Source organism: Streptomyces sp. cg36 (assembly GCF_041080675.1).
GTDB lineage: Bacteria > Actinomycetota > Actinomycetes > Streptomycetales > Streptomycetaceae > Streptomyces.
The window spans coordinates 2,930,472-2,954,308 of sequence record NZ_CP163520.1 but is presented as its reverse complement, the minus strand read 5'-3'; the positions used below and the strand labels follow the sequence as shown (position 1 = coordinate 2,954,308).

The window sequence follows — 23,837 nt, the reverse complement described above, 5'->3', positions numbered from 1 at the left end:
GGGCCACGCGGTGGGGCGGGCCCACGCGGTGGGGCGGGCCCACGCGGTGGGGGCGGGGCCTTTCGGCCCCGCCCCCGTTTCCGTACTACTCCGTGCGCAGCCCGTCCGGCCGCATCAGGCGCCACAGCGGCGGCAGCGACAGGGCCGTCACCAGGAGCACCACTCCGCCGCCGATGCCCACCATGCCCGCCACCGACGGCCAGTCGACGTGGACGCCGCGGCCCACCATCCGCAGCAGCACCGCGCCCAGGCCCAGGCCCACCCCGGTCGCCAGGACCAGGCCCAGCGCCACCGGGACCGCCGTCTGCCACAGGATCGACCAGCTGAGGGTGGCCCGCCGGGTGCCGAAGGCGACCAGCGAGGAGAGCAGCTTCCGGCGTTCGCGCAGCTGCTCCAGCATCGACACCAGCAGACTGGTGCCGATCAGCATCAGCACGGCCGCCGCGCCGATGTAGAGGCCGCGCCGCACCCCGGCGAACTTCACCGCCGTCTTGCTGTCGTTGAGCGCCCGCGCGGTCGTGTACGGGTCGTCCGCCCAGGCCGCGTTGAGCACCCGGTCCGTCACGTGCGGGTCGCCCGCCTTCGTGTTCACGAACGTCGTGTAGCCGATCCGCGGCTGGGCGATCTTCTTCAGGGCGCCGGGCGTGGCCAGCAGGCCGCCGCGCTTGGTGCCCAGCGGGTCCTCCCGGGCCTGGACCGTACGGGCGTCACGCGGCACCGTGTACGGGGTCGTCGCGTGCCGGCGGTCGTCGCCCTCGTACGTCGGGTCGAAGTAGAGCTTCGCGCCCGGCTCCGCGCCCTCCTGGCCGAACTCGCCGCCGACGGTGACGAACACGTCGCCGTCCTTGCACGAGGGCAGTTCGCCCACTTCGCGCAGGGCCCGGCAGTCGCCGACGGCCATCTCGATGAAGTGCTGCGGGTTCTTGGCGCGTTCGCCGAGGCCCGTGTAGCCCAGGGTGGTGGTGCCGGTCACGCCCGGCACGGACCGCAGGTTCTGCTCCCGGCGGGCCTGTTCGGCCGCCGACAGGTTCGCGGACACCGGGACGACCATCTGGGCCCGGGCGGTGTCCTCGCCGCTCGACGTCACGTAGTCGCCCTCGATGCCGCTGAGCATCATCTGGAGCGCGATCGCCCCGGCGACCGCCACCGCGATCCCGTTCACCAGGCGCGCGGCCGAGCCGGAGGTCAGCTGGAGCCTGCGGACGGCCAGTTGCCAGCTCACCCCGCCCCCGCCGAGCCGTGCCACCACGGTCTCGATCAGCCACGGCAGCAGCGCGGTGACGCCGATGAGCAGCAGGACCGTACCGCTGATGACCTGCGTCTGGTTGTAGAAGCCCCGGTTGCGGCCCTTGTCGAACATCGGCACCAGCAGCCCGAGTCCGACCAGCGGCAGCAGCACCCGCCACCACAGCCGGCGCCGGCGCGGCACCGAGGTGCGCACCACGCCCAGCGGTTCGATGACCACTCCGCGCAGCGCGAGCAGGGTGACGCCGACGGCCGCGGCGGGCACGGCCGCGCCCACCAGGAGCGCGAGGCCCAGGCTCGGGTCGAGGTCGGCGGGGAAGACGTTGAGCCGGGCGACGGTGACCTCGCCCACGTACTGACGGGCGATCAGGAAGAACACCGTGCCGAACCCGAGGCCCAGGACCGAGCCCGCCAGCGCCTCACCGGCCGCGATCCAGCGGGTCATCCTGCTGTCCGCGCCGACCAGGCGCAGCGCGGCCAGGCGCCGGTCGCGCCGCTCGCCGCCGAAGCGGACGGCCGCCGCGATGAAGACCGCCACCGGCAGCAGCAGCACCACGAAGATGATCACGATCAGCAGCGCCAGGATCGGATCGATCGGTTCGTCGGCCTTCTTCTCGGGGAAGTCCTTGATCCGCTGGACGTCCCCCTGGTCGGTGCCGAGCTTCATCCGGTCCTTGAGGGCGTCGCTGCCCGCGTAGTACGCGTATTCGTGCGGGCCGAGCAGTCCGGCGTCCCCGATCGTCCCGGCGATCCGGTACGGGATGCGCTCGCGCAGCAGCTTGCCGCCGGGCGACTCCAGCAGGTGCCGCAGATCGGGCGAGACCACCATGGTGCCGGGCGCGGGCAGCTTCTTCAGCCCCGGCGGCACCGGCGCCCGGTCGCCCTCGGGCTGGACCAGCCGGCCCCGGATGTCCTCGTCGCCGAAGACGGTGTCGGTGCGGGCGAGCAGCATGGTGTCGGCGGCGGCCGACACGTCCCTCCCGGCCCCGAAGTCGTTGCGGGCGTTGTCGCGGGCGTCGCGGGCGGACAGCGCGCCCGGCAGGGCGGTGGTCGCCAGCAGCAGCGCCACGCCGAGCCCGACGCCGATCGCGGTCATCAGCGTCCGCGTCCAGCCCTCGCGCCCGCCGGTGAGGGCGAACCTGGCGCCGAGCGCGAGATCGCGGAGCCGGTTCCTGCGGGACGTGGTCATACGGAGTGCTCCAGCATCATGTCGCGCGACTTGCCGTCGCGTACGACGATCTCGCGGTCGGAATAGGCGGCGACCCGGGCCTCGTGGGTGACCAGGACGACGGCCGCGTTGGTGGACCGGGCGGCCTCGGTGAGCAGCTGCATCACCCGCTCGCCGTTGAGCGAGTCCAGGGCGCCGGTCGGCTCGTCGGCGAAGAGCACCCGGGGCGAGGTGACCAGCGAGCGGGCCACCGCCACGCGCTGGCCCTGGCCGCCGGAGACCTCGCCGGGGCGCTTGCCGCCGAGGTCGTCGACCTCCAGGCGCTCCATCCACGACAGGGCCGTGCGCTCGGCCTCCTTGCGCCGCACCCCGGTCAGCCGCAGCGGCAGCGCCACGTTCTCCACACAGGTCAGCTCGGGCACCAGCTGGCCGAACTGGAACACGAACCCGAACTCGCTGCGGCGCAGCGCGCTGCGCTCGGCGTCCTTCATGGCCGACAGCTCGCGGCCGTTGTAGACGATGGTGCCGGAGTCGGGCGTGACGATCCCCGCGAGGCAGTGCAGCAGCGTCGACTTGCCGGAGCCGGAGGGGCCCATGACGGCGACGACCTCGCCGGGGTGGATGGAGAACTCGGCGCCGTCGAGCGCGGGCGTCGGACCGTACGCCTTGCGCAGGTCCTTGGCGAGGAGCAGGGAGCCGTTGGGCGTCATGTGCGCACCTCCGTGGCGAGCTGGTCGAGGCGGGCGGCGGTCAGTTCGAGCCAGCGCAGGTCGGCCTCCAGGTGGAACAGGGCGTGGTCGCAGATCAGCTGGTCGGAGAGGTCGCCGCGGCGCTTGCGGTCGGTCAGGATGCGCATCAGCCGCAGGTGCTCGGCCCGCTGGGTGTCCAGCAGGTCCCCGGCGCTGCGGCCGGTGAGCAGGGCGAGGACGACCTTGGTGTAGAGCGTCGACTGGAGGTACGGCTCGGGCTTCTCCGGCTGCTTCAGCCAGGTCTCCACATCGGTGATCCCGGCCTCGGTGATGGCGTACCGCTTGCGCTCGGGCCCGCCGCCCGCCTCCACGCCGTCGACCTCGACGAGGCCGTTCTTCAGCAGTCTCGACATGGTCGAGTAGACCTGCCCGTAGTGCAGCGGGCGGTCGTGCCCGAACTTCTCGTCGAAGGCGCGCTTGAGGTCGTACCCATGGCGTGGGCCCGACTCAAGGAGTCCGAGGAGGGTGTGGCCGATGGACATGCGCTGTGCCTTTCTGCTGGATGGTTCTGCGTCGGCCGGGCGGTCGCCCTGGGCCGGGCGGTTCATCGGCCGGTACCCGCGCCGGTGGTGGCGGTGAGCAGGGACAGATCGCGCGACTTGCCGTCGCGGACGGTGATCTCGCGGTCGGAGTAGGCGGCGACCCGGGCCTCGTGGGTGACCAGGACGACGGCCGCGCCGGTGTCCCGGGCGGCCTCGGTGAAGAGCCGCATCACCAGTTCGCCGCTGAGGGAGTCCAGGGCGCCGGTCGGCTCGTCGGCGAAGACGACCCGGGGCGAGGTGACCAGGGCGCGGGCCACGGCGACGCGCTGGCCCTGGCCGCCGGAGACCTCGTCGGGGCGGCGGCGGGCGATCTCGGCGACCCCGAGCCGCTCCAGCCATTCGAGGGCCGACCGCCGCGCGTCCCGGCGACCGCGTCCGTCGAGGTCCAGCGGCAGCGCCACGTTCTCCGCGCAGGTCAGCTCGGGCACCAGCTGGCCGAACTGGAAGACGAACCCGAACTCCCGGCGGCGCAGCGCGGAGCGGCCCACGTCGTTGAGCGCGGTCAGTTCGCGGCCGTCGTAGGTGATGGTCCCCTCGTCGGGCGGGACGATCCCGGCGAGGCAGTGCAGCAGCGTGGACTTGCCGGAGCCGGAGGGGCCCATGACGGCGACGACCTCGCCGGGCGCGATGGCGAAGTCCGCGCCGTCGAGCGCGGGCGTGGCGCCGAAGGTCTTGCGCAGCCCCCGTGCGTGGAGCAGCGGCGCGGGGGAGGAGCCGGGCGACGGGCCGAGTGAGGAGCCGAGTGACATGGGGAGGACTATACGCACTAGGTATACGCGGTGTGTATACCCCTGGTGAATAGTGGACGCTGGACCATGACATTCCTAGGCAAAATCGGGCAGGATCCAGGGTTCTGGCAACCCTTGAGCGGTTTTGACAGTCGGTTCCCATGGGTCGGGTGCTCATTCTCACGTGCGGAAAAGACGTGATCGGATCGCCTTTGTCCCCGCATGCGGTGTTACTTTTCTGAGCTGATCTGCTGATCTGGCGAGTCAAGAAGGCGAGCGACTGAGGTTATGGGCCGAGCGGAAGAGCGGCGGGCCCGGCAGCGCGGTGCGCGCCGGACCAAGCAGACGAAGGGCGGGCGGATACGCAGGCTCTTCACCTGGAAGAAGATGCTCGGCACCTTCTTCGGGCTCGTCCTGCTCGGAATGGGCGGCTTCTACGTCATCTATCTGATGACGCCGATCCCGGAGGCGAACGCCCAGGCCAAGATGGAGAGCAACGTCTACAAGCTCGCCAACGGCAAGATCATCGCGCGGACCGGACAGCTCAACCGCGAGGTCGTCGGGCTCGACAAGATCCCCGAGAAGGTCCAGCTCGACTTCGTCGCCGCCGAGAACATGTCCTTCTACAAGGACTCCGGCGTCGACTTCAAGGGCACCGCCCGAGGTCTGCTGAACACGCTCTCCGGCAAGGGCAAGCAGGGTGGCTCGACCATCACCCAGCAGTACGTCAAGAACTTCTACCTGAGCCAGGACCAGACGGTCACCCGCAAGCTCAAGGAGCTGGTGATCTCCCTCAAGGTCGACCAGAAGTACGACAAGAAGGAGATCCTGGCCGGGTACATCAACACCAGCTTCTACGGCCGCAACGCGTACGGCATCCAGGCCGCGGCGCAGGCGTACTACGGGGTCGACTCCACCAAGCTCACCGTCGAGCAGGGCGCCTATCTGGCGGCGCTGCTCCAGGCGCCCAGCCAGTACGACTGGGCGGTGGCCTCGCCGACCGGCAAGCGGCTGGTGACGGCGCGCTGGAACTACGTGCTCGACAACATGGTCAAGATGAAGGAGCTCGACGCGGCCCAGCGGGCCGGGATGAAGTTCCCGACCCCGATCGAGCCCAAGCCCGACCCGGGCATGGAGGGCCAGACCGGCTACCTGGTCCAGGCGGCCAAGGCCGAGCTGATCCGCAACGGCATCAGCGAGTCGGACCTCGCCAAGGGCGGCTGGACGATCACCCTCAACATCGACCCCAAGAAGCAGAAGCTCCTTGAGGACTCGGTGAAGCAGGAGCTCACCAGCAAGCTGGACAAGAAGAAGCGCAAGGTCGACCAGGACATCCAGGCGGGCGCCGTCTCGGTGGACCCCAAGACCGGTGCGGTCGTCGCGCTGTACGGCGGCCAGGACTACATGAAGCACCAGATCAGCAACGCCACCACGGCGACCTACCAGCCCGCCTCGACCTTCAAGCCCCTCATCCTGGCCGCCGCGCTCAACGAGAAGGCCGAGACGCAGGACGGCAAGGAGATCCGCGCCAACACCATCTACAACGGCGACAACAAGCGCCCGGTGAAGGGTGACGGCGGCAAGGGCTACGCGCCCCCCAACGAGGACGACCAGAGCTACGGCCCGATCACCGTCCAGACGGCCATGAACAAGTCCGTCAACAGCGTCTTCGCCCAGATGGGCGTGGACGTCGGGCTGCCGAAGCTGCGGGACACGGCCGTGTCGCTCGGCCTCAACCACATGAAGGGCGTCGGCGCCGAGCCCGCCATGACCCTGGGCTCCTACGGCGCCAGCCCGATGGAGATGGCCGGCGCGTACGCCACGCTGGACAACCACGGCAAGAAGATCACGCCGTCCATCGTGCAGTCGGCCCAGCACAAGGTGGCCAAGTACAACAAGCCGGACCCGATCGGCGACCAGGTGATCAGCCGGGACGCGGCCGACGCCGTCACCTCGGTGCTCACCGGCGTGGTCGACGACGGTACGGCCAAGGGGTCGGTCCGGGACGCCGACAACCGCGACGGGCAGCCGGTGGCGGGCAAGACCGGTACCTCCGACGACAACAAGTCGGCCTGGTTCACCGGGTACACGCCCTCGCTGGTGACCTCGGTCGGCCTGTGGGGCGAGGCCGCCGAGGCGCGCCAGGTGGACGGGCACACGGTGCCCAAGGGCGGCCAGGTGAGCATCGCGGGTGCCACCGGCAACGACGGTCCCGCCCACGGCCGCATCAACGGTGGCGCGATCCCGGCGAAGATCTGGGCCGCGTACACCTTCGACGCGGTCGGCAGCGACGACTCCGAGTTCGACCTGGACACCGACCAGGGCGCGGCCAAGCAGAAGGACGAGCCGCCGGTGACCACGCCGTCGGGCACCCCGTCCAACACGCCCAGCCACACCCCCTCGCGCACCCCGTCCAAGTCGCCGACGCACACGCCGACGAAGAACCCGCCGAAGCCGCCGACGACCGGGGGCACCACCGGCAACCCGACGACCGGTGGTCAGACCGGCAACGGCGGCCAGACCAACGGCGGTCAGACGAACGGCGGCCAGACCAACGGGGGCCAGACCGGGGGCAACCCGACCGGCGGTCAGACGGGCGGCAACCCGACCGGCGGCCAGACCGGGGGCAACCCGACCGGCGGCGCGGCCGACGGCGGCACCACCCAGGGCACCATCCAGGGCGGCGGCGAGACGCCGTAGCCCCGGCCCGTGGCAAGGAGTCGGCCCCCACCCCGTCCGGGGTGGGGGGCCGACTCCTTCGCGGACTCTCAGGGGCGGGTGGGCAGTTCGAACCAGACGACCTTGCCGCCCGACAGCCGGGTCGCGCCCCACCGCCTGGCCAACCGGTTCACCAGGAACAGGCCCCGGCCGCCCTCGTCGGTGTCCCGGGCCCGCCGCTGGCGCGGCAGCTGCGGCGAGTCGTCGCCGACCTCGCAGCGCAGGACGTCCGTCTTGAGCAGCCGCAGGGTCACCGGGCGCTCCGCGTACCGCACGGCGTTGGTGACCACCTCGCTGACCAGCAGCTCCACCGAGTCGGTGAGCTCCTCAAGGCCCCAGCGGTCCAGGGCGCGCCGCGCCAGGCGGCGGGCCCGGCCGGGGGCCGAGTCCTCCGGGTCCAGGAACCAGTACGCCACGTCGCTCGGCGCGATCCCGTCGAAGCGGGCGGCGAGCAGCGCGATGTCGTCGTCCCGGTCGCCGGGCCCCAGCATGTCCAGGACGTCGTCGCAGAGCGCCTCCAGGGGCGGCGAGTGGTCCGGGCCGGTCAGCTGGGCGGTGGCGGCGAGCCGCTCGCGCAGCTGCTCGATGCCGGTCCACACGTCCCGCAGCCGGGACTCCACCAGGCCGTCCGTGTACAGCAGCAGGGTGGCGCCCGCCGGGGCGTCCAGCTCGACCGCCTCGAAGTCGACCCCGCCGACGCCGATCGGCGCGCCCGGCGGCACCCGCAGCACCTCCGCGCGCCCGCCCAGGTGCAGCAGCACCGGCGGCGGATGGCCCGCGTTGGCGATGGTGATGCGGTGGGCCACCGGGTCGTACACCGCGTACAGGCAGGTGGCCATGCGGTCGGTGCCGAGCCGCTGGGCCTGCTCGTCGAGGTGGTGCAGCACCTCCTGCGGCGGCAGGTCGAGCCCGGCCAGCGTCTGCGCGGTGGTGCGCAGCTGGCCCATGATCGCGGCCGAGGTCATGGAGTGGCCCATGACGTCGCCGACGACCAGGGCGACCCGGCTGCCGGGCAGCGGGATCGCGTCGTACCAGTCGCCGCCGACCCGGGCGGTCTCGGCGGCCGGCAGATAGCGCGAGGCCAGCCGTACGCCGGTGGGCTGCGGCAGCGAGTCCGGCAGCATGGTGCGCTGGAGCTCGTCCGCGATGTACGCCTCGCGCCCGTACAGCACCGCCTTGTCGATGCCGAGCGCGGTGTGCGTGGCCAGCTGGGCGGCCACCAGCAGGTCGTTGGCCTCGAAGGCGGGCCGCTCCAGACCGCGCACGAACACGGCGGCGCCGATCACGCGCCGCCGCCCCCGGAGCGGGGCGAGTATCGTCCGGTGGCCGCCGGGCACCGGACGGTCGGGGCCGAGCAGCTCGGCCAGCGCGAGGCGGGCGGGCACGGAGTCGCCGAAGACCGGCCGGACCCCGCGCAGCACCTCGGCGAGGGCGCCGCCGGTGCGCACCTCGCAGAGCTCGGCGGCCGGGGTCAGGTCGGTCTGGGCGTTCAGCAGGGACAGGGCGTCGATCGCCTCCGGCTCCTGCAGCGACTCGTCGACTAAACGCAGCCGGTCGGTCCGGCGCAGCCGCAGCACGAAGGGGCTCGCGGGCCGCTCGTCCCCGACGGGCAGCGGGTCGCGCAGGTGCACGAGTATCGCGTCCGAGAAGGTCGGGACGGTGGCCCGGCACAGTCCGAGCACGATCTCGTCGAGGTCTATGCCGCGGGCGATCCGGCGGGTCGCCGCGCCCACGAACCGTAGCCGGTCGCCCTCGCGCCGGGCCACGGCCGCGCCGTCCCCGCCGCCCGGCGTGCCGCCCGAGCCGTCGCCGCCGGGCGCTCCGGCGCCCGGACCGCCCGGGGAGCCGTCGCCCGGGGTCCGCTCGGGGCGGCCGGGCAGCCCCGTCGCACCGGCGGCTCCCGCCGCGCCCAGGTCCCGCGCGAGGTCCCGGGAGCCGGGCTCGGGCTGGCCGGGGACGGAGGCGGTGGCCGCGCGCACCGAGCCGTGCCGGGCGGCGGCGGGCACCGCGGGGCCGGCCTGGGACGCGGCGGAGTGCGCGGCGGAGCCCGCGCCCGGGTCGTCCGGGCGCGGGCGGGCCGCCTCTGGAGGCCGGGCGTGGTGCTCGTGGTGCCGGCTCTCGTGCGAAGTGGGCTGGTGCTCCGTCACGCGTCGGGTTCCGTCCGTCCGGAGTGAGACATCCACCGTGCTGGAGGCAGGGCAGGGATGCGCGAGGAAGTCGCTGCGTGCGGTATACCCATCGGCGGGCCGTTCAGGGCGCGCGCGGGGCGCGGGGCACGCCCCGTACGCGATGCGGCCGCGGCACCGGTCACGTCTCGACCCCCCTTGAGGTGACATACGGTCAATTTGCGCCCTGGGTTCCCTCGTTGCCGATGCGCAGCCTTGCGGAGGACGATCCTACGTTTGAACCCCGGGGGCGCATCAAGGGTCTCACGACGGCATATGCGCCGGGGTGCGATCCCAGTCCGCCGGAAGCGCCGGAACCGGCCACCGCGGATCGGGCCGCCACTGCTCCCACCCGTCCGCGAACGGCCCGCCCCACGCCCGGATCACCTCGACCGCCGCCGCCCCGGCCGCCCGCACCCGCCGGGCCCGGGCCGGGTCCAGCAGGCCCACGCGCTGGGCCTGCGCGAACTCGTCCTCGTCCCGCCACTGCCAACTGCGGTCCGGATAGACGGAGATGTCGAGAAAGTGGTCCTCGGAGTCGACCCCGCCCGACCACCGCGTACGCGGCTCCTCCAGGTTCACGTACCAGCTCTTGAAGCGCCAGCCCCGTTCCCAGAACAGCCACACCGACCAGGGCTCGTCCGGCCGCGCCAGCTTGAGGACCCCGGTGCCGAACCACCGCGCGCGCTCGGTGGTGCGCGGGGCGGTGTACCGGGTGGCCAGCGGCTCCTCGTGCACCGGGGTGCCGTCGGCGAGCACCGGCTTGACGCACTCGGTGCCCGGCGCCATCCACACGGCGAGCAGCTCGGCGGTGTCCCGGACGACGGTGACCGGGCGGCAGATGTGCACGCGGTTCGCCGGGCCCGGGGCATTGTCGCGGTAGCGCCAGAGGATCTGGTCCCCCGGCGCCCAGTGGTGCATGCCTCCGGTACCTGTCATGCGCAGATCTTAGGAGCACGGTCAAGACCGCGCTGCGACCCACATCACGGCCGGCGGCCCCGGCCCGCGCTCACGGCCTGGTCATCCGCAGCACGTCCAGCGCCTCGTCGAGCTGCGCCTCGGTGAGGTCGCCGCGCTCCACGTAACCGCCCTCCAGGACCACTTCGCGGATCGTCTTCCGCTCGGCCAGCGACTTCTTGGCGACCTTGGCGGCCTCCTCGTACCCGATGTACTTGTTGAGCGGGGTGACGACCGACGGCGAGGACTCCGCGTACTCCCGGGCCCGTTCGCGGTGGGCGGTGATCCCGTCGACGGTGCGGTCCGCGAGCAGCCGGGAGGCGTTGGCGAGCAGCCGCACCGACTCCAGCAGGTTCTTGGCGATCACCGGGAGCATCACGTTCAGCTCGAAGTTGCCGGCCGCGCCCGCCGCCGCCACCGTGGCGTCGTTGCCGGTCACCTGGGCGGCGACCATCAGCACGGCCTCCGGGATCACCGGGTTGACCTTGCCGGGCATGATCGAGGAGCCCGGCTGGAGGTCGGGCAGGGAGATCTCGGCCAGTCCCGTGCGCGGCCCGGACGCCATCCAGCGCAGATCGTTGGAGATCTTGGTGAGCGAGACGCCGATGGTGCGCAGCTGGCCGGAGGTCTCCACCAGGCCGTCGCGGGCGCCCTGCGCCTCGAAGTGGTCGCGGGCCTCGGTGAGCGGCAGGCCGGTGGCCCGGGCGACCTCGGCGATCACGGCGGCGGAGAACCCGGGCGGGGTGTTGATGCCGGTCCCCACGGCGGTGCCGCCCAGCGGCAGCTCGGCGAGGCGGGGGAGCGAGGCGCGCAGCCGCTCCACGCCGTACCGCATGGCCGCCGCGTAGCCGCCGAACTCCTGGCCCAGGGTGACGGGGGTGGCGTCCATCAGGTGCGTGCGCCCCGACTTGACCACGTCCGCGAACTCGGCCGCCTTGCGCTCCAGCGCCGCGGCCAGGTGCTCCAGGGCCGGGATCAGCTCGGCGGTGACGGCGGCGGTGGCGGCGATGTGGATGGAGGAGGGGAAGACGTCGTTGGACGACTGCGAGGCGTTGACGTGGTCGTTGGGGTGGACGTCCCGGCCCAGCCGCTCGCTCGCCAGGGTCGCCACGACCTCGTTCATGTTCATGTTCGAGGAGGTGCCCGAGCCGGTCTGGAAGACGTCGACCGGGAAGTGCTCGTCCCAGCGCCCGCCGGCGACCTCCTCGGCCGCCTCCCGCACCGCCTTCGCGATGTCCTCGTCCAGGACGCCGAGTTCGGCGTTGACCCTCGCCGCGGCGGCCTTGATCCTGGCCAGCGCCTCGATGTGGGCGCGCTCCAGGCGCTGCCCGGAGACGGGGAAGTTCTCCACCGCCCGCTGCGTCTGGGCCCGCCACTTGGCGTGCGCGGGGACCCGCACCTCGCCCATGGAGTCGTGCTCGACGCGGTACTCGCTGTCGTTCATGTCCTTGAACCTCCTCAAAAAGGTGAGCAGTTGTCTTGTCCCAGCTATTCCCAATGAGCCTTACCGGCCAGTAAATACCGGTGGTAACTCATCACCGGGGAGGCGCAATGAGGCGCACCAGGCACAGACTTCGCGGGACGTTCGCGGCCGCCGTGGCCGCGGCGGCCGCGTTCGGCGGCATGACGGCGACGGCCACGGCCGCACCGGCCGCGACGGTACAGTCCACCCCCCTGCCGCCCGAGCTGGAGAAGATCCGCGCCGCCGAGGCGCTCAAGCTGTACGGGGATTCCGCCGAGCGGCCCATGGACCAGCGCAGGACCGGGCTGATCTCGCTCGGCGACAGCGAGATCTCCGGCGAGGGCGTCGGCACCTACGAGGCCGGCACCAACGGCCCCGACAACTGGTGCCACCGGGCGCCGGACTCCGCGATCCACCGCACCGGCATTCCCGCCGACGAGACGTACAACGTGGCTTGTTCGGGCGCCTACACCGGCAACATCCGGATAGGCGGCACCAAGCAGTACGCCGACGAGCTGGTCCAGAGCGACAGCCTCGCCATCAAGGCCCGCAACACCCGCATCAAGATGGTGCTGCTGGTCGCCGGGGCCAACGACGACCTCCAGTTCGGGCCGGTGATGACCGACTGCGTGGAGCGGTACCTGCTGCTCCAGGGCCCGTGCGAGTCCAAGTACGCGCCCGGCTGGCAGGCCCGGGTGGACGGCCTGGTGCCCAAGGTCGAGGCGACCGTCAACGACCTGAAGACCGTGATGCGCGACGCCGGGTACGCCGACGGCGACTACAAGCTCGTCGTCATGGGCTACCCGAGCCCGATCGGCCCCGACTTCCACGACAACCCGGACTTCCCCGGCAAGCTGGTCTGCGGCGGCCTCGGCTACGACTCCGACACCGTCTGGGGCCGCGACACCGCCGTGCCCGCCTTCGAGCGCGGGATGCGCAAGGCGGCGGCCGACACCGGCGCGGTCTTCCTCGACAACTCGCGGCTCTTCAACGGCCACGAGGTGTGCATGGAGGACACCTGGGCGCGCGGCCTCTACATCGACCTCTCCAAGCCGGGCTTGCCGGACTCCAACTCGGTCCGCCAGTCCTTCCACCCCAACTACCGGGGCCACGGCGCCTTCGCCTCCTGCCTCACCCAGATCTACGACTCGGGGCTGCGCGAGGCGAGCTGCGCGGACCCGGCCTCCACCGGCTCGCCGGTGCTCTACCCGCTCGCCTGGGACGACGCGTACCAGCCGCTGCGGAGCGCCTCGACCGGCAGCTGTCTGGACGTAACTGGCGCCTCCAGCGCCAACAACACGGCCGTCATCGGCTGGGACTGCCACGGCGGCCGGAACCAGGGCTGGTGGTACGACGGCGCCCGCAGGTCGCTGCACACCCAGCTCACCCAGGACCGCTGCCTGGACGTGCCCGCCGCGAAGTACTCGGCCGGGGCGAAGCTGATCATCTGGAACTGCCACGGCGGGGCCAACCAGGAGTTCGTGCGCGACGGCTCCACCCTGCGCCCGGCGGCGGCCACCGGTCTGTGCGCCACGCTGGCGGCGGCCAAGGACCCGCTGACCCTGCGCCCCTGCGACGGCTCGGCGGCCCAGCGCTTCGCGTGACACCCTCCGCACAAGCCCCCTCCCTTTAGGTTAGGCTGTCCTAACTTACAGGGAGGGGATCGGGCGTGAGCGCCGAGGTCTTTCGCGACAGCCGGGGCATCCCGCATCTGCGGGCGGGCGACGCCCGCGAGCTGGCCCGGGCCCAGGGCCGCAACGCCGCCGCCGACCGCGGCTGGCAGATCGAGGGGGAACGGCACCGGGTGCAGGGCACCACGGCCGCCTTCCTCGGCCCCGACGCCGTCGGCTGGGACCGCTTCGCCCGCCGGGCCCGGCTCGCCGACACCGCCCGCCGGTGCTTCGAGGCGCTGGACGACGAGACGGCCGACTGGGTCACGGCGTACGTGGACGGGGTCAACGAGGGCCTCGCCGCCACCGCCGCGGACGGGCCCGGCTTCGGCGCCACCGGCCTGGCCCCCGGGCGCTGGGAGCCCTGGACCCCGCTCGGCGTCTGGATCTCCACCCACATCCTCTTCGCGGGCTTCCCCACCAAGCTCTGGCGCGAACGCGCCGTCGCCGCCCTCGGCGCGGGCGCGGTCGAGCTCTTCGCCACCGACGGCCCCGGCACCTCCGGCTCCAACGGCTGGCTGGTCACCGGCGAGCACACCGCCACCGGCGCCGCCCTCATCGCGGGCGACCCGCACCGCTTCATCGAGGACCCGGGCGTCTACCAGCAGATCCGGCTCTCCTGCCCCGAGTTCGACGTCGTCGGCCTGGCCGTCCCCGGCGTACCCGGCATCGGCCACTTCGGCCACACCGGCAAGGCCGCCTGGGCCATCACCAACGCCATGGCCGACTACCAGGACCTCTACCGCGAACGCCTGCGCCGCGGCGACGACGGCGTGAGCGCGCTCGGCCCCGACGGCTGGCGCCCCGCCGCCGCCCACACCGAGACGATCGAGGTGGCGGGGGCGGCCCCGGTCACCGTCGAGGTCATCGAGACCGACCGGGGCCCGGTGGTCATCGGCGGCCCCGACGCGTCCGACGCCGTCAGCCTGCGCTACCCCCCGCGCGTCACCGCCGACATCGGCTTCGCCGCGCTGCCCGCGCTGCTGCGGGCCACCACCGCCGAGGACGTGGACCGCGCCTTCGACCACTGGGTGGAGCCGGTCAACGTCGTCCAGGCCGCCGACACCGCGGGCGGGACGCTGCACCGCGTCGCCGGACGCGTACCGCTGCGGCACGCCACCAACCGCGTCCGCGTGGTGGCGGCCTGGGAGGACGGCCACGAGTGGACCGGCTGGGCGCCCATGCCGCGCGCCGAGGTGCGCGGGACGGCCGTGATGGCCAACCAGCGGGGCCTGGCGGCGCCCCTGGGCGTGGAGTTCGCCCCGCCGTACCGGGCGGACCGCATCGCCGCGCTCCTGGAGTCGTCCACCTCCTGGACGCCCGGGGCGATGTCCGCGATCCACACCGACACCCACCTCGCGTCGGCCCGCCCGCTGCTCGCCCTCCTCGCCGCCCTGCCGGACCTCACCCCACCGGCGGCGGCACTGCGGGACCGGCTGCTCGGCTGGGACCGCAGGATGGCGGCGGACTCCGCGGACGCGCTGGCGTACGCGACCGTACGGGCGGCGCTCGTACGCCGTCTCGCGGCCCACCCCGCCTTCGAGCCGCTCGCCGAACTCCCCTCCCTGCCCGACCTGTTCCTGCCCTGGCTGGCCCTCACCCCCCGGATCGGCTACGCCCTGGAGACGGTCCTGACCACCCGGATGCTGCCCGAGATCGACCGGGCCCACGAGGCGCGGGCCGCGCTGGAGGAAGTGGCGGGCGCCGAGGGCGAGTTCGGCACCTGGGGCGAGGCGCACCGGCTCGCGCCCTGGCAGGCGCTGCCGGACGCCACCGCCCAGTGGCCGGGTCTGGCGGGCGACCACGACTGCGTGCTGTCCACGAGCAGCGTGCCGGGCCTGACCCACCTCAGCGCCCGGGGCCCGGCCGCCCGTTACGTCTGGGACCTGTCGCGGCGCGAGGACAGCCTGTGGGTGGTGCCGTTCGGCGCGTCGGGCGCGCCGGACAGCCCGCACCACCGCGACCAGCTGGAGCTGTGGACGACGGGCGCGCTGGCCCCGGTGACCACCGACTGGAAGGCGCTGAGGAGAGAGATGCGCGCACACGTCTACGAGCACAAGGCCGCGGAGTTCGGCACGGTCCGGCTCCGTCCGCTGGACCCGGTGGCCGACCTCGACGTCGTCCACGGCTGGGTGACGCAGGAGCGGGCCGAGTTCTGGGGCATGCGCGGGGCGAGCCGGGAGCAGGTGCGCGAGACGTACGAGTACGTCGACTCGCTCGCCACGCACCACGCGTTCCTGGTGACGCTGGACGACGAGCCGGTGGCGCTGTTCCAGACGTACCGGCCGGAGGCGGATCCGCTGGGGGAGTGCTACGAGGTCAGGCCGGGCGACGTGGGCATCCACATCCTGGTGGCCCCCGCCCCCGGCCCCGCCCGCCCCGGCTTCACGGGCACCCTGATGAGCAACCTGATCGCCTACGTCCTCGCGGACCCGGCGCACCTGCGCATCGTGGTGGAGCCCGACGTCCGCAACGAGAAGTCGATCGAGCGGATGGTGCGGTCGGGCTTCGTGCTGGCCCAGGAGGTGGCCAAACCGGAGAAGAGGGCCCGCCTGGCGTTCCTGGAGAGGAAGCGCCCCTGAAGAGGCCCGGAGGGCCTTCGAAGGGGCGCGGGGAACGGCGCGAGAAGCGGGCACGGCCCGCAGCCGAAGGGGAGGCGGGCACGGCCCGCAGGCGAAGGAAGGTGGGCCCGGCCCGCAGCCAAAACGGCAAGCGGGCCCGGCCCGCAGCCACCCGAGGGGGTCCGGGGGCGAAGCCCCCGGGCCCGCCCCGCCCCGCCCGGCCGCCCGCCAGAGGGCTTTCGGGAAGGGGCGGGGAGGGGATCGGAGCCGCCTTACTGCGCAGCCCCCCGCAGCGGGATGTTCAGGAAGGTCGGCGGCTCGGCCGGAGCCTGGAAGAAGTCGTTGCCCTTGTCGTCGACGACGATGAACGCGGGGAAGTCCTCGACCTCGATCTTCCACACCGCCTCCATGCCGAGCTCCTCGTACTCGACGACCTCGACCTTCTTGATGCAGTCCTGGGCGAGGCGCGCCGCGGGCCCGCCGATGGAACCGAGGTAGAACCCGCCGTGCGCCCCGCACGCCTTGGTGACCTGCGCCGACCGGTTGCCCTTGGCCAGCATCACCTTGGAGCCGCCCGCCGCCTGGAACTGCTCCACGTAGGAGTCCATGCGGCCCGCCGTGGTCGGCCCGAAGGAGCCGGACGCGTACCCCTCGGGCGTCTTCGCGGGACCCGCGTAGTACACCGGGTGGTCCTTCAGGTACTGCGGCATCTCCTCGCCCGCGTCGAGCCGCTCCTTGATCTTGGCGTGCGCGATGTCGCGCGCCACGACCAGCGGACCGGTCAGCGAGAGCCGGGTCTTGACCGGGTACTTGGTGAGCTCGGCGAGGATCTCGTCCATCGGCCGGTTGAGGTCGATGCGCACGACGTCGTCCTCGCCCGAGGAGAGGTGCTCGTCCGTGGTCTCCGGCAGGAACCGCGCCGGGTCCTTCTCCAGCTCCTCCAGGAACACGCCCTCGGCGGTGATCTTGGCGACGGCCTGGCGGTCGGCCGAGCAGGACACGGCGATCGCGACCGGCAGCGAGGCGCCGTGCCGGGGCAGGCGCACCACGCGCACGTCGTGGCAGAAGTACTTGCCGCCGAACTGCGCGCCGATGCCGATCTTCTGCGTCAGCTCGAAGACCTTCTTCTCCAGCTCCTCGTCGCGGAAGCCGTGCCCCAGCTCCGAGCCCTCGGAGGGCAGTTCGTCGAGGTAGTGCGCCGAGGCGTACTTCGCGGTCTTCAGCGCGAACTCGGCGGAGGTGCCGCCGACCACGATCGCCAGGTGGTAGGGCGGGCACGCCGCCGTACCGAGCGAACGGATCTTCTCCTCCAGGAACTTCATCATGGAGGCTTCGTTGAGGACGGCCTTCGTCTCCTGGTACAGGAACGACTTGTTGGCCGAGCCGCCGCCCTTGGCCATGAAGAGGAACTTGTAGGCGCCGCCGTCGGTCGCGTACAGCTCGATCTGCGCGGGCAGGTTGGAGCCGGTGTTCTTCTCCTCCCACATGGTGAGCGGAGCCATCTGCGAGTAGCGCAGGTTGAGCTGGGTGTACGCGTCGTAGATGCCGCGCGAGAGGGCTTCCTCGTCGCCGCCCTCGGTCAGCACGTTCTGCCCGCGCTTGCCCATCACGATCGCCGTGCCGGTGTCCTGGCACATCGGCAGGACGCCCGCCGCCGCGATGTTGGCGTTCTTCAGCAGGTCGAGCGCCACGAACTTGTCGTTGCCGGACGCCTCGGGGTCGTCGATGATCCGGCGCAGCTGGGCCAGGTGGGCCGGGCGCAGATAGTGCTGGATGTCGTGGATCGCCTCGGCGGCGAGCTTGCGCAGCGCCTCCGGCTCGACCTTGAGGAACGTACGGCCGTCGGCCTCGAAGGTGGAGACACCCTCGGCGGTCACCAGGCGGTAGGGCGTGGTGTCCGCTCCCAGCGGGAGCAGATCGGAGTACGCAAACTCTGGCATTACGGCCATTCCTCACTCGGCAGACGCGGCTGACCTCCATTGGCACAGCACCCTCAAGCGTATGCCGCCCGGCCGGTGCCGATTCTGTGAGGTAAGGCTCAGTTGGCACCGCGGCCCCCACGCCCGCCGGGGCCGACCCCTAGTCGCGATCTATCGCGTTTGGGTACGCTGACTCCGTGGACCTCGAAAAGCACGCACCGGCGCAGCCCGCGCAGCAGCCCGCACCGACTGCCCCGCCCGCTCCGGCCGGGGCCGCGTCCGGCCTGCGCGCCTCGGACGCCGACCGCGACCGGGTCGCCGACATCCTCCGCGAGGCCCTCGCGGAGGGGCGGCTGGACGCGGAGGAGCACGCGGAGCGCATCGACGGCGTCTACCGGGCCAAGACGATGGGCGAGCTGGAGCCGCTGGTGAGTGATCTGCCGGCCGCCGCCGGGGGCGCCGCGCGCTTCGCCCCGCAGCCGCCCGCGTACGCGACCGCACACGCTCCCGTGCCCGCCGACGACGAGGCGGCGGCGGGCGTCGCCGAGAACCTCGTCGCCGTCTTCTCCGCCTCCACCCGCAAGGGCCGCTGGCGCATCGGCCGCCGCACCAACGCCTTCGCGCTCTTCGGCAGCATCGAGATCGACCTCACCGAGGCGTACTTCGCACAGCGGCTTTCGGTCATCAACGCCACATCGGTCTTCGGCAACGTCGAGGTGCGGGTTCCCGAGAACGTCACCCTGCGCGGCAACGGGACCGGCATCTTCGGCAACTTCGAAGTGGACACCGTGGAGGCCGATCATCCGGAGGCGCCCGTGGTCGTGGTGAACGGGTACTCGGTATTCGGCAACATCGAGGCCAAACCCAAGCGCGGGAAGCGGATCGCCGACCTCCACGACCGCCTGCGCAAACGCCTCGGCTCCTGACGCATCGCGTCCGCACACTTCCGGTCACCGGCGCACGATCGGGCTTCCGCACTACGGAACTCAGTGCATAGGCACGCGCACAGCGGGTAGGGACTGTCGCATCGTCGCTCGCTCGCGAAGCCGTCGTCAGCCGTCGTCAGGAGTTGGCCGTGCTGCATCCGCCGCATCAGTCCCTGCAGGTCGCCGTCGCAGTCCCGCCGCAGCGCGGCCCAGCTCGGGAGGACCAGGCGGGCCCGTGGCACACGGAAGCGGTCTGCCGCCGGGACGAGGCGGGGCTGTTCTTCGCCCCCTCCAAGGAGCCGACCGCGGCCCGGCTCTCCCGCGAGGAGGCCGCCAAGCGCGTCTGTGCCCGCTGCCCGGTGATGGTCGAGTGCCGCGAGCACGCCCTGCTGATGCCCGAGCCGTACGGGGTGTGGGGCGGGCTGACCGCGGCGGAGCGGCGCGTGGTGCTGGCCCGGCGGCGCCGGCGCGAGGTCGAGCTGAAGAAGGCCGCGTCCGCCGCCTGACGTGCGCGCGCGTACGTACGCGAAGGGGCGCTCCCGTCCGCACAAGGGGGCGCCCCTTCGCGTACGCGCGCGACCGCGCGGGCTACTTCGCGCGGTCGAAGTCGATCTGGCTGTAGGCGCGCAGCTTGGACAGCCGGTGGGTCGAGTCGATCTGGCGGATCGTGCCCGACTTGGAGCGCATGACCAGCGACTGGGTGGTCGCGGTCTCGGCCCGGTAGCGCACCCCGCGCAGCAGCTCGCCGTCGGTGATGCCGGTGGCGACGAAGAACACGTTCTCGCCCGAGACCAGGTCGTTGGTGCTCAGCACCCGGTCCAGGTCGTGGCCCGCGTCCAGCGCGCGCTGCCGCTCGGCCTCGTCCTTGGGCCACAGCTTGCCCTGGATGGTGCCGCCGAGGCACTTGATCGCGCACGCCGAGATGATGCCCTCGGGGGTGCCGCCGATGCCCATGAGCAGGTCGACGCCGGTGCCCTCGCGCACGGCCATGATCGAACCGGCCACGTCGCCGTCCGAGATGAACTTGATGCGGGCGCCGGTCTCCCGGATCTCCTTGACGATGCCCTCGTGGCGGGGGCGGTCCAGGATGACCACGGTGACGTCCTCGGGCGAGGAGTTCTTCGCCTTGGCCACGCGCCGGATGTTCACCGAGACGGGGGCGTTGATGTCGACGAAGTCGGCGGCCTCGGGGCCGGTGACCAGCTTGTCCATGTAGAAGACGGCCGACGGGTCGAACATCGTGCCGCGGTCGGCGGCGGCGAGCACCGCGATCGCGTTGGGCATGCCCTTGGCGTTGAGCGTGGTGCCGTCGATCGGGTCGACGGCGATGTCGACCTCGGGGCCGGTGCCGTCGCCGATGCGCTCGCCGTTGTAGAGCATCGGCGCCTCGTCCTTCTCGCCCTCACCGATGACGACGACGCCGTTCATCGAGACGGTGGAGACGAGGGTGCGCATCGCGTTGACCGCGGCGCCGTCCGCGCCGATCTTGTCGCCACGGCCGACCCACCGGCCCGCGGCCATGGCGGCGGCCTCGGTGACCCGGACGAGCTCCAGGGCGAGGTTGCGGTCGGGGGCCTCGGGCGAGACCTCCAGCTGGGGCGGCAAGTTGTGCTCGGTCATCGGAGCGCACCTTTCTGTACGGCGACGGCCGGTCGAAATCAGAGGGTCCCTGGACTCTATCGTCACATCGACAAAATGAGCAGAGGGGGCCACGTATGAGCAGCGACATGACCTGAGACCATGGGGGCGTGGCAGGAACACGAGGCAAGCAGAGTGTGCGGAACATGCTGCAGTCGCTGGCGGTGATCGGCATCGCCGTGGCTGTGATCTACATGTTCGTCCCGCACGACGGCAAGAAGGACCCGATCAAGGCGGTCGACTACCGCGTCGAACTGCTGACGGTCCGGCGCGCCGCGCCGTACCCGGTGGCGGCGCCGGTCGGGCTCCCCGACCAGGACAAGTGGACGGCGACCTCGGTCACGTACGACGGCCAGGCCGACAACGCCTGGCACCTGGGCTTCCTCGACCCGGACAAGGAGTACGTGGCGATCGAGCAGTCCTCGGCGCCCGACCGGGACAAGTACATCCGGTCCGTGGCCAAGCGGGCGTCCAAGACGGACCACACCCAGCAGATCGCCGGTGCGACCTGGCGCCGCTGGGAGGGCCCCAAGTACGACGCGCTCGTCCGCGAGGACAAGGGCTCCACGACCGTGGTCACCGGCACGGCGGGCTTCGCCCAACTGGAGCGGATGGCGGCGGCGCTGGAGCTGAAGAAGGCGTAGCGCCGCGCGCGACACGGCGAAGGCCGCCGCACCCGTGAGGGGTGCGGCGGCCTTCGTGTGCCGGGGCCCGTGGCTCAGACGGTGGTGACGACGTCGTCGTACGACAGGCGCGGGCTGCGCGGGTACGAGGCGTCCTCGCCCGGCTTGCCGATGTTGACGACCATCAGCGGGGTGTGGTCGCCGTCCAGGAACTCCTTCTGGATGGCGGCGCCGTCGAAGCCGGTCATCGGGCCGGCCGCGAGGCCGGCGGCGCGGACGCCGACGATGAAGTAGGCGGCCTGGAGGGCGGCGTTCAGGGTCGCGGCGTTCTCCCGGACCGGGCGCTCGCTGAAGAAGACGTCCTTGGCCTGCGGGAAGTGCGGGAACAGCTGGGGGAGCTCCTCGTGGAACTCGTTGTCCGCGGCGAGGATCGCGACCAGCGGGGCGGTGGCGGTCTTGGCGCGGTTGCCCTCGGCCATGTGCGCCACCAGGCGCTCGCGGGCCTCGGCGGAGCGGACCAGCACGATGCGCAGCGGCGTCTGGTTGAAGGCGGTCGGCCCGAACTTGACCAGGTCGTAGATCGCCTGCACCTGCTCCTCGGTCACCGGCTCGTCGGTGAACGTGTTGGCCGTGCGCGCCTCACGGAAGAGGAGGTCCTGCGCGGCGGAGTCGAGGGCGAGAGACATTGCATACCTTCTTCGGACTTACGGGGATTCCGCTTGTGGGGGAATCAAGCGGTGAGCACACCGTAAGGCAGAGTTAGGTTAAGTTTCAACTAAACCGGCCGCAGGGTGACCGGCCTCACAAAGCGGAGTGAGGCGATCCGGTACGCGGCTGGGCGACGCGAGCGGGGCGGCTGAAGCCGGTACGTGGTGGGGCGGTGCGGCCGGATCGAGTGGATCCGGCGCGCGGTCGGGCGGCGTGGCCGGAGTGGCTGATTCCGGTACGGGGTCGGGCGGCGCGGCCGGAGTAGCTGATTGCGGTACGGGGTCGGACGGTGCGGCCGGATTGAGTGGATCCGGTACGTGGACGGGTGGCGCGGCCGGAGTGGGGCATTCCGGTGCGGGGCCGGCCGGCCGGGGACCGCCCTGATGGAACTTACCCCTCCGCTTCCAGTGCCGCGTCCAGCCGGGCCCGCGCCCCCTCCAGCCAGCGCCGGCACACCTTCGCCAGCGCCTCCCCGCGCTCCCAGAGCGCCAGCGACTCCTCCAGGGTCGTGCCCCCCGCCTCCAGGCGCCGGACGACGTCGATCAGCTCGTCCCGCGCCTGCTCGTAGCCGAGCGACTCGGACGAGGCCGACGCGCCCGCGGGGACCGCGGCGCCTCCGTCCGCCCGCTCTGCGCCGCTCCCGCCGCCGTCGCCCGCGCCGTCCGCCGCGTCCGTCTTCGCCTTCGCTGCCATGTCACTCACCCTTACGCATCCGTCCCGACGACAACCGTGAACCCGCCCTCGGCCACCCTGGCCCGCAACTCCTCGCCCCCGGCGACCTCCCCGGGCGCCCGCACCACCGTGCCGTCCGCCCGCTGCAGCACCGCGTACCCCCGCTCCAGCGTCGCGGCAGGCGACAGCGCGACCACGCGCGCGCGGGTGTGCGCCAGCTCGGAGTCCGCGCGGTCCAGGAGGTGGCCCAGGACCCGGCGGGAGCGGTCGACCAGCGCCTCCACCTCGTCCGCCCGGTCCTCCACCATCCGGTGCGGGCGCTCCATCCAGGGGCGGGCCAGGACCCCGGCCAGCCCCCGCTCCTCGCGGTCGACCAGCGACCCCATGTGCCGGCGCGCCCGGTCCCGCAGCATCCGGACGCGGTCCAGCTCCTCCCCGACGTCGGGGACCACCTTCTTGGCCGCGTCCGTCGGCGTGGAGGCGCGCAGGTCCGCCACCAGGTCGAGCAGCGGGGAGTCCGGCTCGTGCCCGATGGCCGACACCACCGGCGTGCGGCACCCGGAGACCGCGCGCACCACCCGCTCGTCGGAGAACGGCAGCAGGTCCTCCACGCTGCCGCCGCCCCGCGCCACGATGATCACGTCGACGTCCGCCATGCGGTCCAGCTCCTGGACCGCCTCCACGACCTGCGGCACCGCGTGCACCCCCTGCACCGCCACGTTGCGCACCTCGAAGCGGACGGCGGGCCAGCGCCGCCGCGCGTTCTCCAGCACGTCCCGCTCGGCCGCCGAGGCGCGGCCCACCACCAGACCGACGAGCTGCGGCAGGAACGGCAGCGGGCGCTTGCGGTCGAGCGCGAACAGGCCCTCGGCCGCCAGCGTCTTCTTCAACTGCTCCAGCCTGGCCAGCAGTTCCCCGACGCCGACCGGCCGTATCTCCGCGGCCCGCAGCGACAGCTGGCCGCGCGGCGCGTACCACTCCGGCTTCGCGTGCACCACGACCCGGGCGCCCTCCGCGACGACGTCCGCCACCGCGTCGAACACCTGCCGGTAGCAGGTGACCGACACCGAGATGTCGTGCGCCGGGTCACGCAGCGTCAGGAACACCACGCCCGCGCCGGGCCGCCGCGAGAGCTGGGTGATCTGCCCCTCGACCCAGATCGCCCCCAGCCGGTCGATCCACCCCCCGATGAGCCGCGACACCTCACCGACCGGCAGCGGCGCCTGAGCACTCGTATTCAGACCCATGTACGCAGGCTAACGGCACCCACTGACACACCCCCGACCACACGTCGGACCGGGTCGGGGCGGTCCGGGGCCCGGCGGGTCGCCGGGTGTGTGGCGGGGCGGGGGAGTTCGCGGTCACGGGCGCGTGGCGGTTGGTTCG

Annotated in this window: 18 protein-coding genes; 6 read left to right on the top strand and 12 right to left on the bottom strand. The window is 72.4% G+C overall.

Annotated elements, in window-relative coordinates; translation table 11 throughout:
• Window positions 1-85: 85 nt before the first annotated feature.
• From AB5J87_RS12990 to AB5J87_RS12975, 4 genes are all read right to left on the bottom strand, one after another.
• A complete protein-coding gene (locus tag AB5J87_RS12990) occupies window positions 86-2,434 on the bottom strand; it encodes an ABC transporter permease (RefSeq protein WP_369376679.1) in 2,349 nt (782 codons plus the stop codon).
• Entirely contained in the window at window positions 2,431-3,123 is a 693-nt protein-coding gene (locus AB5J87_RS12985; RefSeq protein ID WP_369376678.1) for an ABC transporter ATP-binding protein, read from the bottom strand. Before AB5J87_RS12985 ends, AB5J87_RS12990 begins: the two co-directional genes overlap by 4 nt.
• On the bottom strand, window positions 3,120-3,644 hold the full coding sequence (locus tag AB5J87_RS12980; protein WP_369376677.1) for a PadR family transcriptional regulator: 525 nt from the start codon (window positions 3,642-3,644) through the stop codon (window positions 3,120-3,122). The genes AB5J87_RS12985 and AB5J87_RS12980 overlap by 4 nt, the downstream gene beginning before the upstream one ends.
• Window positions 3,645-3,706: 62 nt before the next feature.
• Window positions 3,707-4,453, bottom strand: a complete 747-nt coding sequence (locus AB5J87_RS12975) for an ABC transporter ATP-binding protein (RefSeq protein ID WP_369376676.1) — start codon at window positions 4,451-4,453, stop codon at window positions 3,707-3,709.
• Between the two features lie 267 nt (window positions 4,454-4,720).
• On the opposite strand from AB5J87_RS12975, the gene AB5J87_RS12970 reads away from it, so the two are divergent.
• Window positions 4,721-7,132 (top strand): transglycosylase domain-containing protein, encoded by a 2,412-nt coding sequence (locus AB5J87_RS12970; RefSeq protein WP_369376675.1) that lies wholly within the window; start codon window positions 4,721-4,723, stop codon window positions 7,130-7,132.
• A gap of 68 nt (window positions 7,133-7,200) precedes the next feature.
• Here AB5J87_RS12970 and AB5J87_RS12965 read toward each other — a convergent pair whose 3' ends face one another.
• The 3 genes from AB5J87_RS12965 to AB5J87_RS12955 all read right to left on the bottom strand — a co-directional run bounded on the left by AB5J87_RS12965 (window position 7,201) and on the right by AB5J87_RS12955 (window position 11,716).
• Window positions 7,201-9,129 carry a SpoIIE family protein phosphatase gene (locus AB5J87_RS12965; protein ID WP_369383501.1) on the bottom strand — a complete coding sequence of 643 codons (1,929 nt, stop codon included), beginning with the start codon at window positions 9,127-9,129 and terminating at the stop codon, window positions 7,201-7,203.
• Between the two features lie 450 nt (window positions 9,130-9,579).
• Entirely contained in the window at window positions 9,580-10,254 is a 675-nt protein-coding gene (locus tag AB5J87_RS12960) for a DUF402 domain-containing protein (protein ID WP_369376674.1), read from the bottom strand.
• 70 nt (window positions 10,255-10,324) lie between these two features.
• On the bottom strand, window positions 10,325-11,716 hold the full coding sequence (locus AB5J87_RS12955) for a class II fumarate hydratase (protein WP_369376672.1): 1,392 nt from the start codon (window positions 11,714-11,716) through the stop codon (window positions 10,325-10,327).
• Window positions 11,717-11,823: 107 nt separating this feature from the next.
• Here AB5J87_RS12955 and AB5J87_RS12950 point away from each other — a divergent pair, with 107 nt between their 5' ends.
• Entirely contained in the window at window positions 11,824-13,338 is a 1,515-nt protein-coding gene (locus AB5J87_RS12950; RefSeq protein ID WP_369376670.1) for a ricin-type beta-trefoil lectin domain protein, read from the top strand.
• A 65-nt stretch (window positions 13,339-13,403) separates the two neighbouring features.
• Entirely contained in the window at window positions 13,404-15,986 is a 2,583-nt protein-coding gene (locus AB5J87_RS12945) for a GNAT family N-acetyltransferase (RefSeq protein ID WP_369376669.1), read from the top strand.
• Between the two features lie 251 nt (window positions 15,987-16,237).
• Here AB5J87_RS12945 and AB5J87_RS12940 read toward each other — a convergent pair whose 3' ends face one another.
• Entirely contained in the window at window positions 16,238-17,914 is a 1,677-nt protein-coding gene (locus AB5J87_RS12940) for a fumarate hydratase (protein WP_369376668.1), read from the bottom strand.
• Between the two features lie 167 nt (window positions 17,915-18,081).
• Here AB5J87_RS12940 and AB5J87_RS12935 point away from each other — a divergent pair, with 167 nt between their 5' ends.
• Together AB5J87_RS12935 and AB5J87_RS12930 are read left to right on the top strand one after the other, a co-directional pair.
• On the top strand, window positions 18,082-18,810 hold the full coding sequence (locus AB5J87_RS12935) for a DUF1707 domain-containing protein (RefSeq protein ID WP_369376667.1): 729 nt from the start codon (window positions 18,082-18,084) through the stop codon (window positions 18,808-18,810).
• A 149-nt stretch (window positions 18,811-18,959) separates the two neighbouring features.
• Window positions 18,960-19,316 (top strand): WhiB family transcriptional regulator, encoded by a 357-nt coding sequence (locus tag AB5J87_RS12930; protein ID WP_067163559.1) that lies wholly within the window; start codon window positions 18,960-18,962, stop codon window positions 19,314-19,316.
• Window positions 19,317-19,398: 82 nt separating this feature from the next.
• Here AB5J87_RS12930 and glpX read toward each other — a convergent pair whose 3' ends face one another.
• The gene (glpX, locus tag AB5J87_RS12925; RefSeq protein ID WP_369376665.1) at window positions 19,399-20,430 is read right to left on the bottom strand and encodes a class II fructose-bisphosphatase; all 1,032 of its coding nucleotides are present in this window, start codon (window positions 20,428-20,430) and stop codon (window positions 19,399-19,401) included.
• A gap of 128 nt (window positions 20,431-20,558) precedes the next feature.
• Here glpX and AB5J87_RS12920 point away from each other — a divergent pair, with 128 nt between their 5' ends.
• Entirely contained in the window at window positions 20,559-21,092 is a 534-nt protein-coding gene (locus AB5J87_RS12920; protein WP_369376664.1) for a DUF4245 domain-containing protein, read from the top strand.
• Between the two features lie 74 nt (window positions 21,093-21,166).
• Here AB5J87_RS12920 and AB5J87_RS12915 read toward each other — a convergent pair whose 3' ends face one another.
• From AB5J87_RS12915 to xseA, 3 genes are all read right to left on the bottom strand, one after another.
• On the bottom strand, window positions 21,167-21,757 hold the full coding sequence (locus AB5J87_RS12915; RefSeq protein ID WP_369376663.1) for a malonic semialdehyde reductase: 591 nt from the start codon (window positions 21,755-21,757) through the stop codon (window positions 21,167-21,169).
• 412 nt (window positions 21,758-22,169) lie between these two features.
• A complete protein-coding gene (locus tag AB5J87_RS12910; protein ID WP_369376661.1) occupies window positions 22,170-22,472 on the bottom strand; it encodes an exodeoxyribonuclease VII small subunit in 303 nt (100 codons plus the stop codon).
• A gap of 11 nt (window positions 22,473-22,483) precedes the next feature.
• Window positions 22,484-23,698: an exodeoxyribonuclease VII large subunit gene (gene xseA, locus AB5J87_RS12905; RefSeq protein ID WP_369376659.1), complete on the bottom strand. Its 1,215-nt coding sequence runs from the start codon at window positions 23,696-23,698 to the stop codon at window positions 22,484-22,486.
• Between the last annotated feature and the right edge of the window lie 139 nt (window positions 23,699-23,837).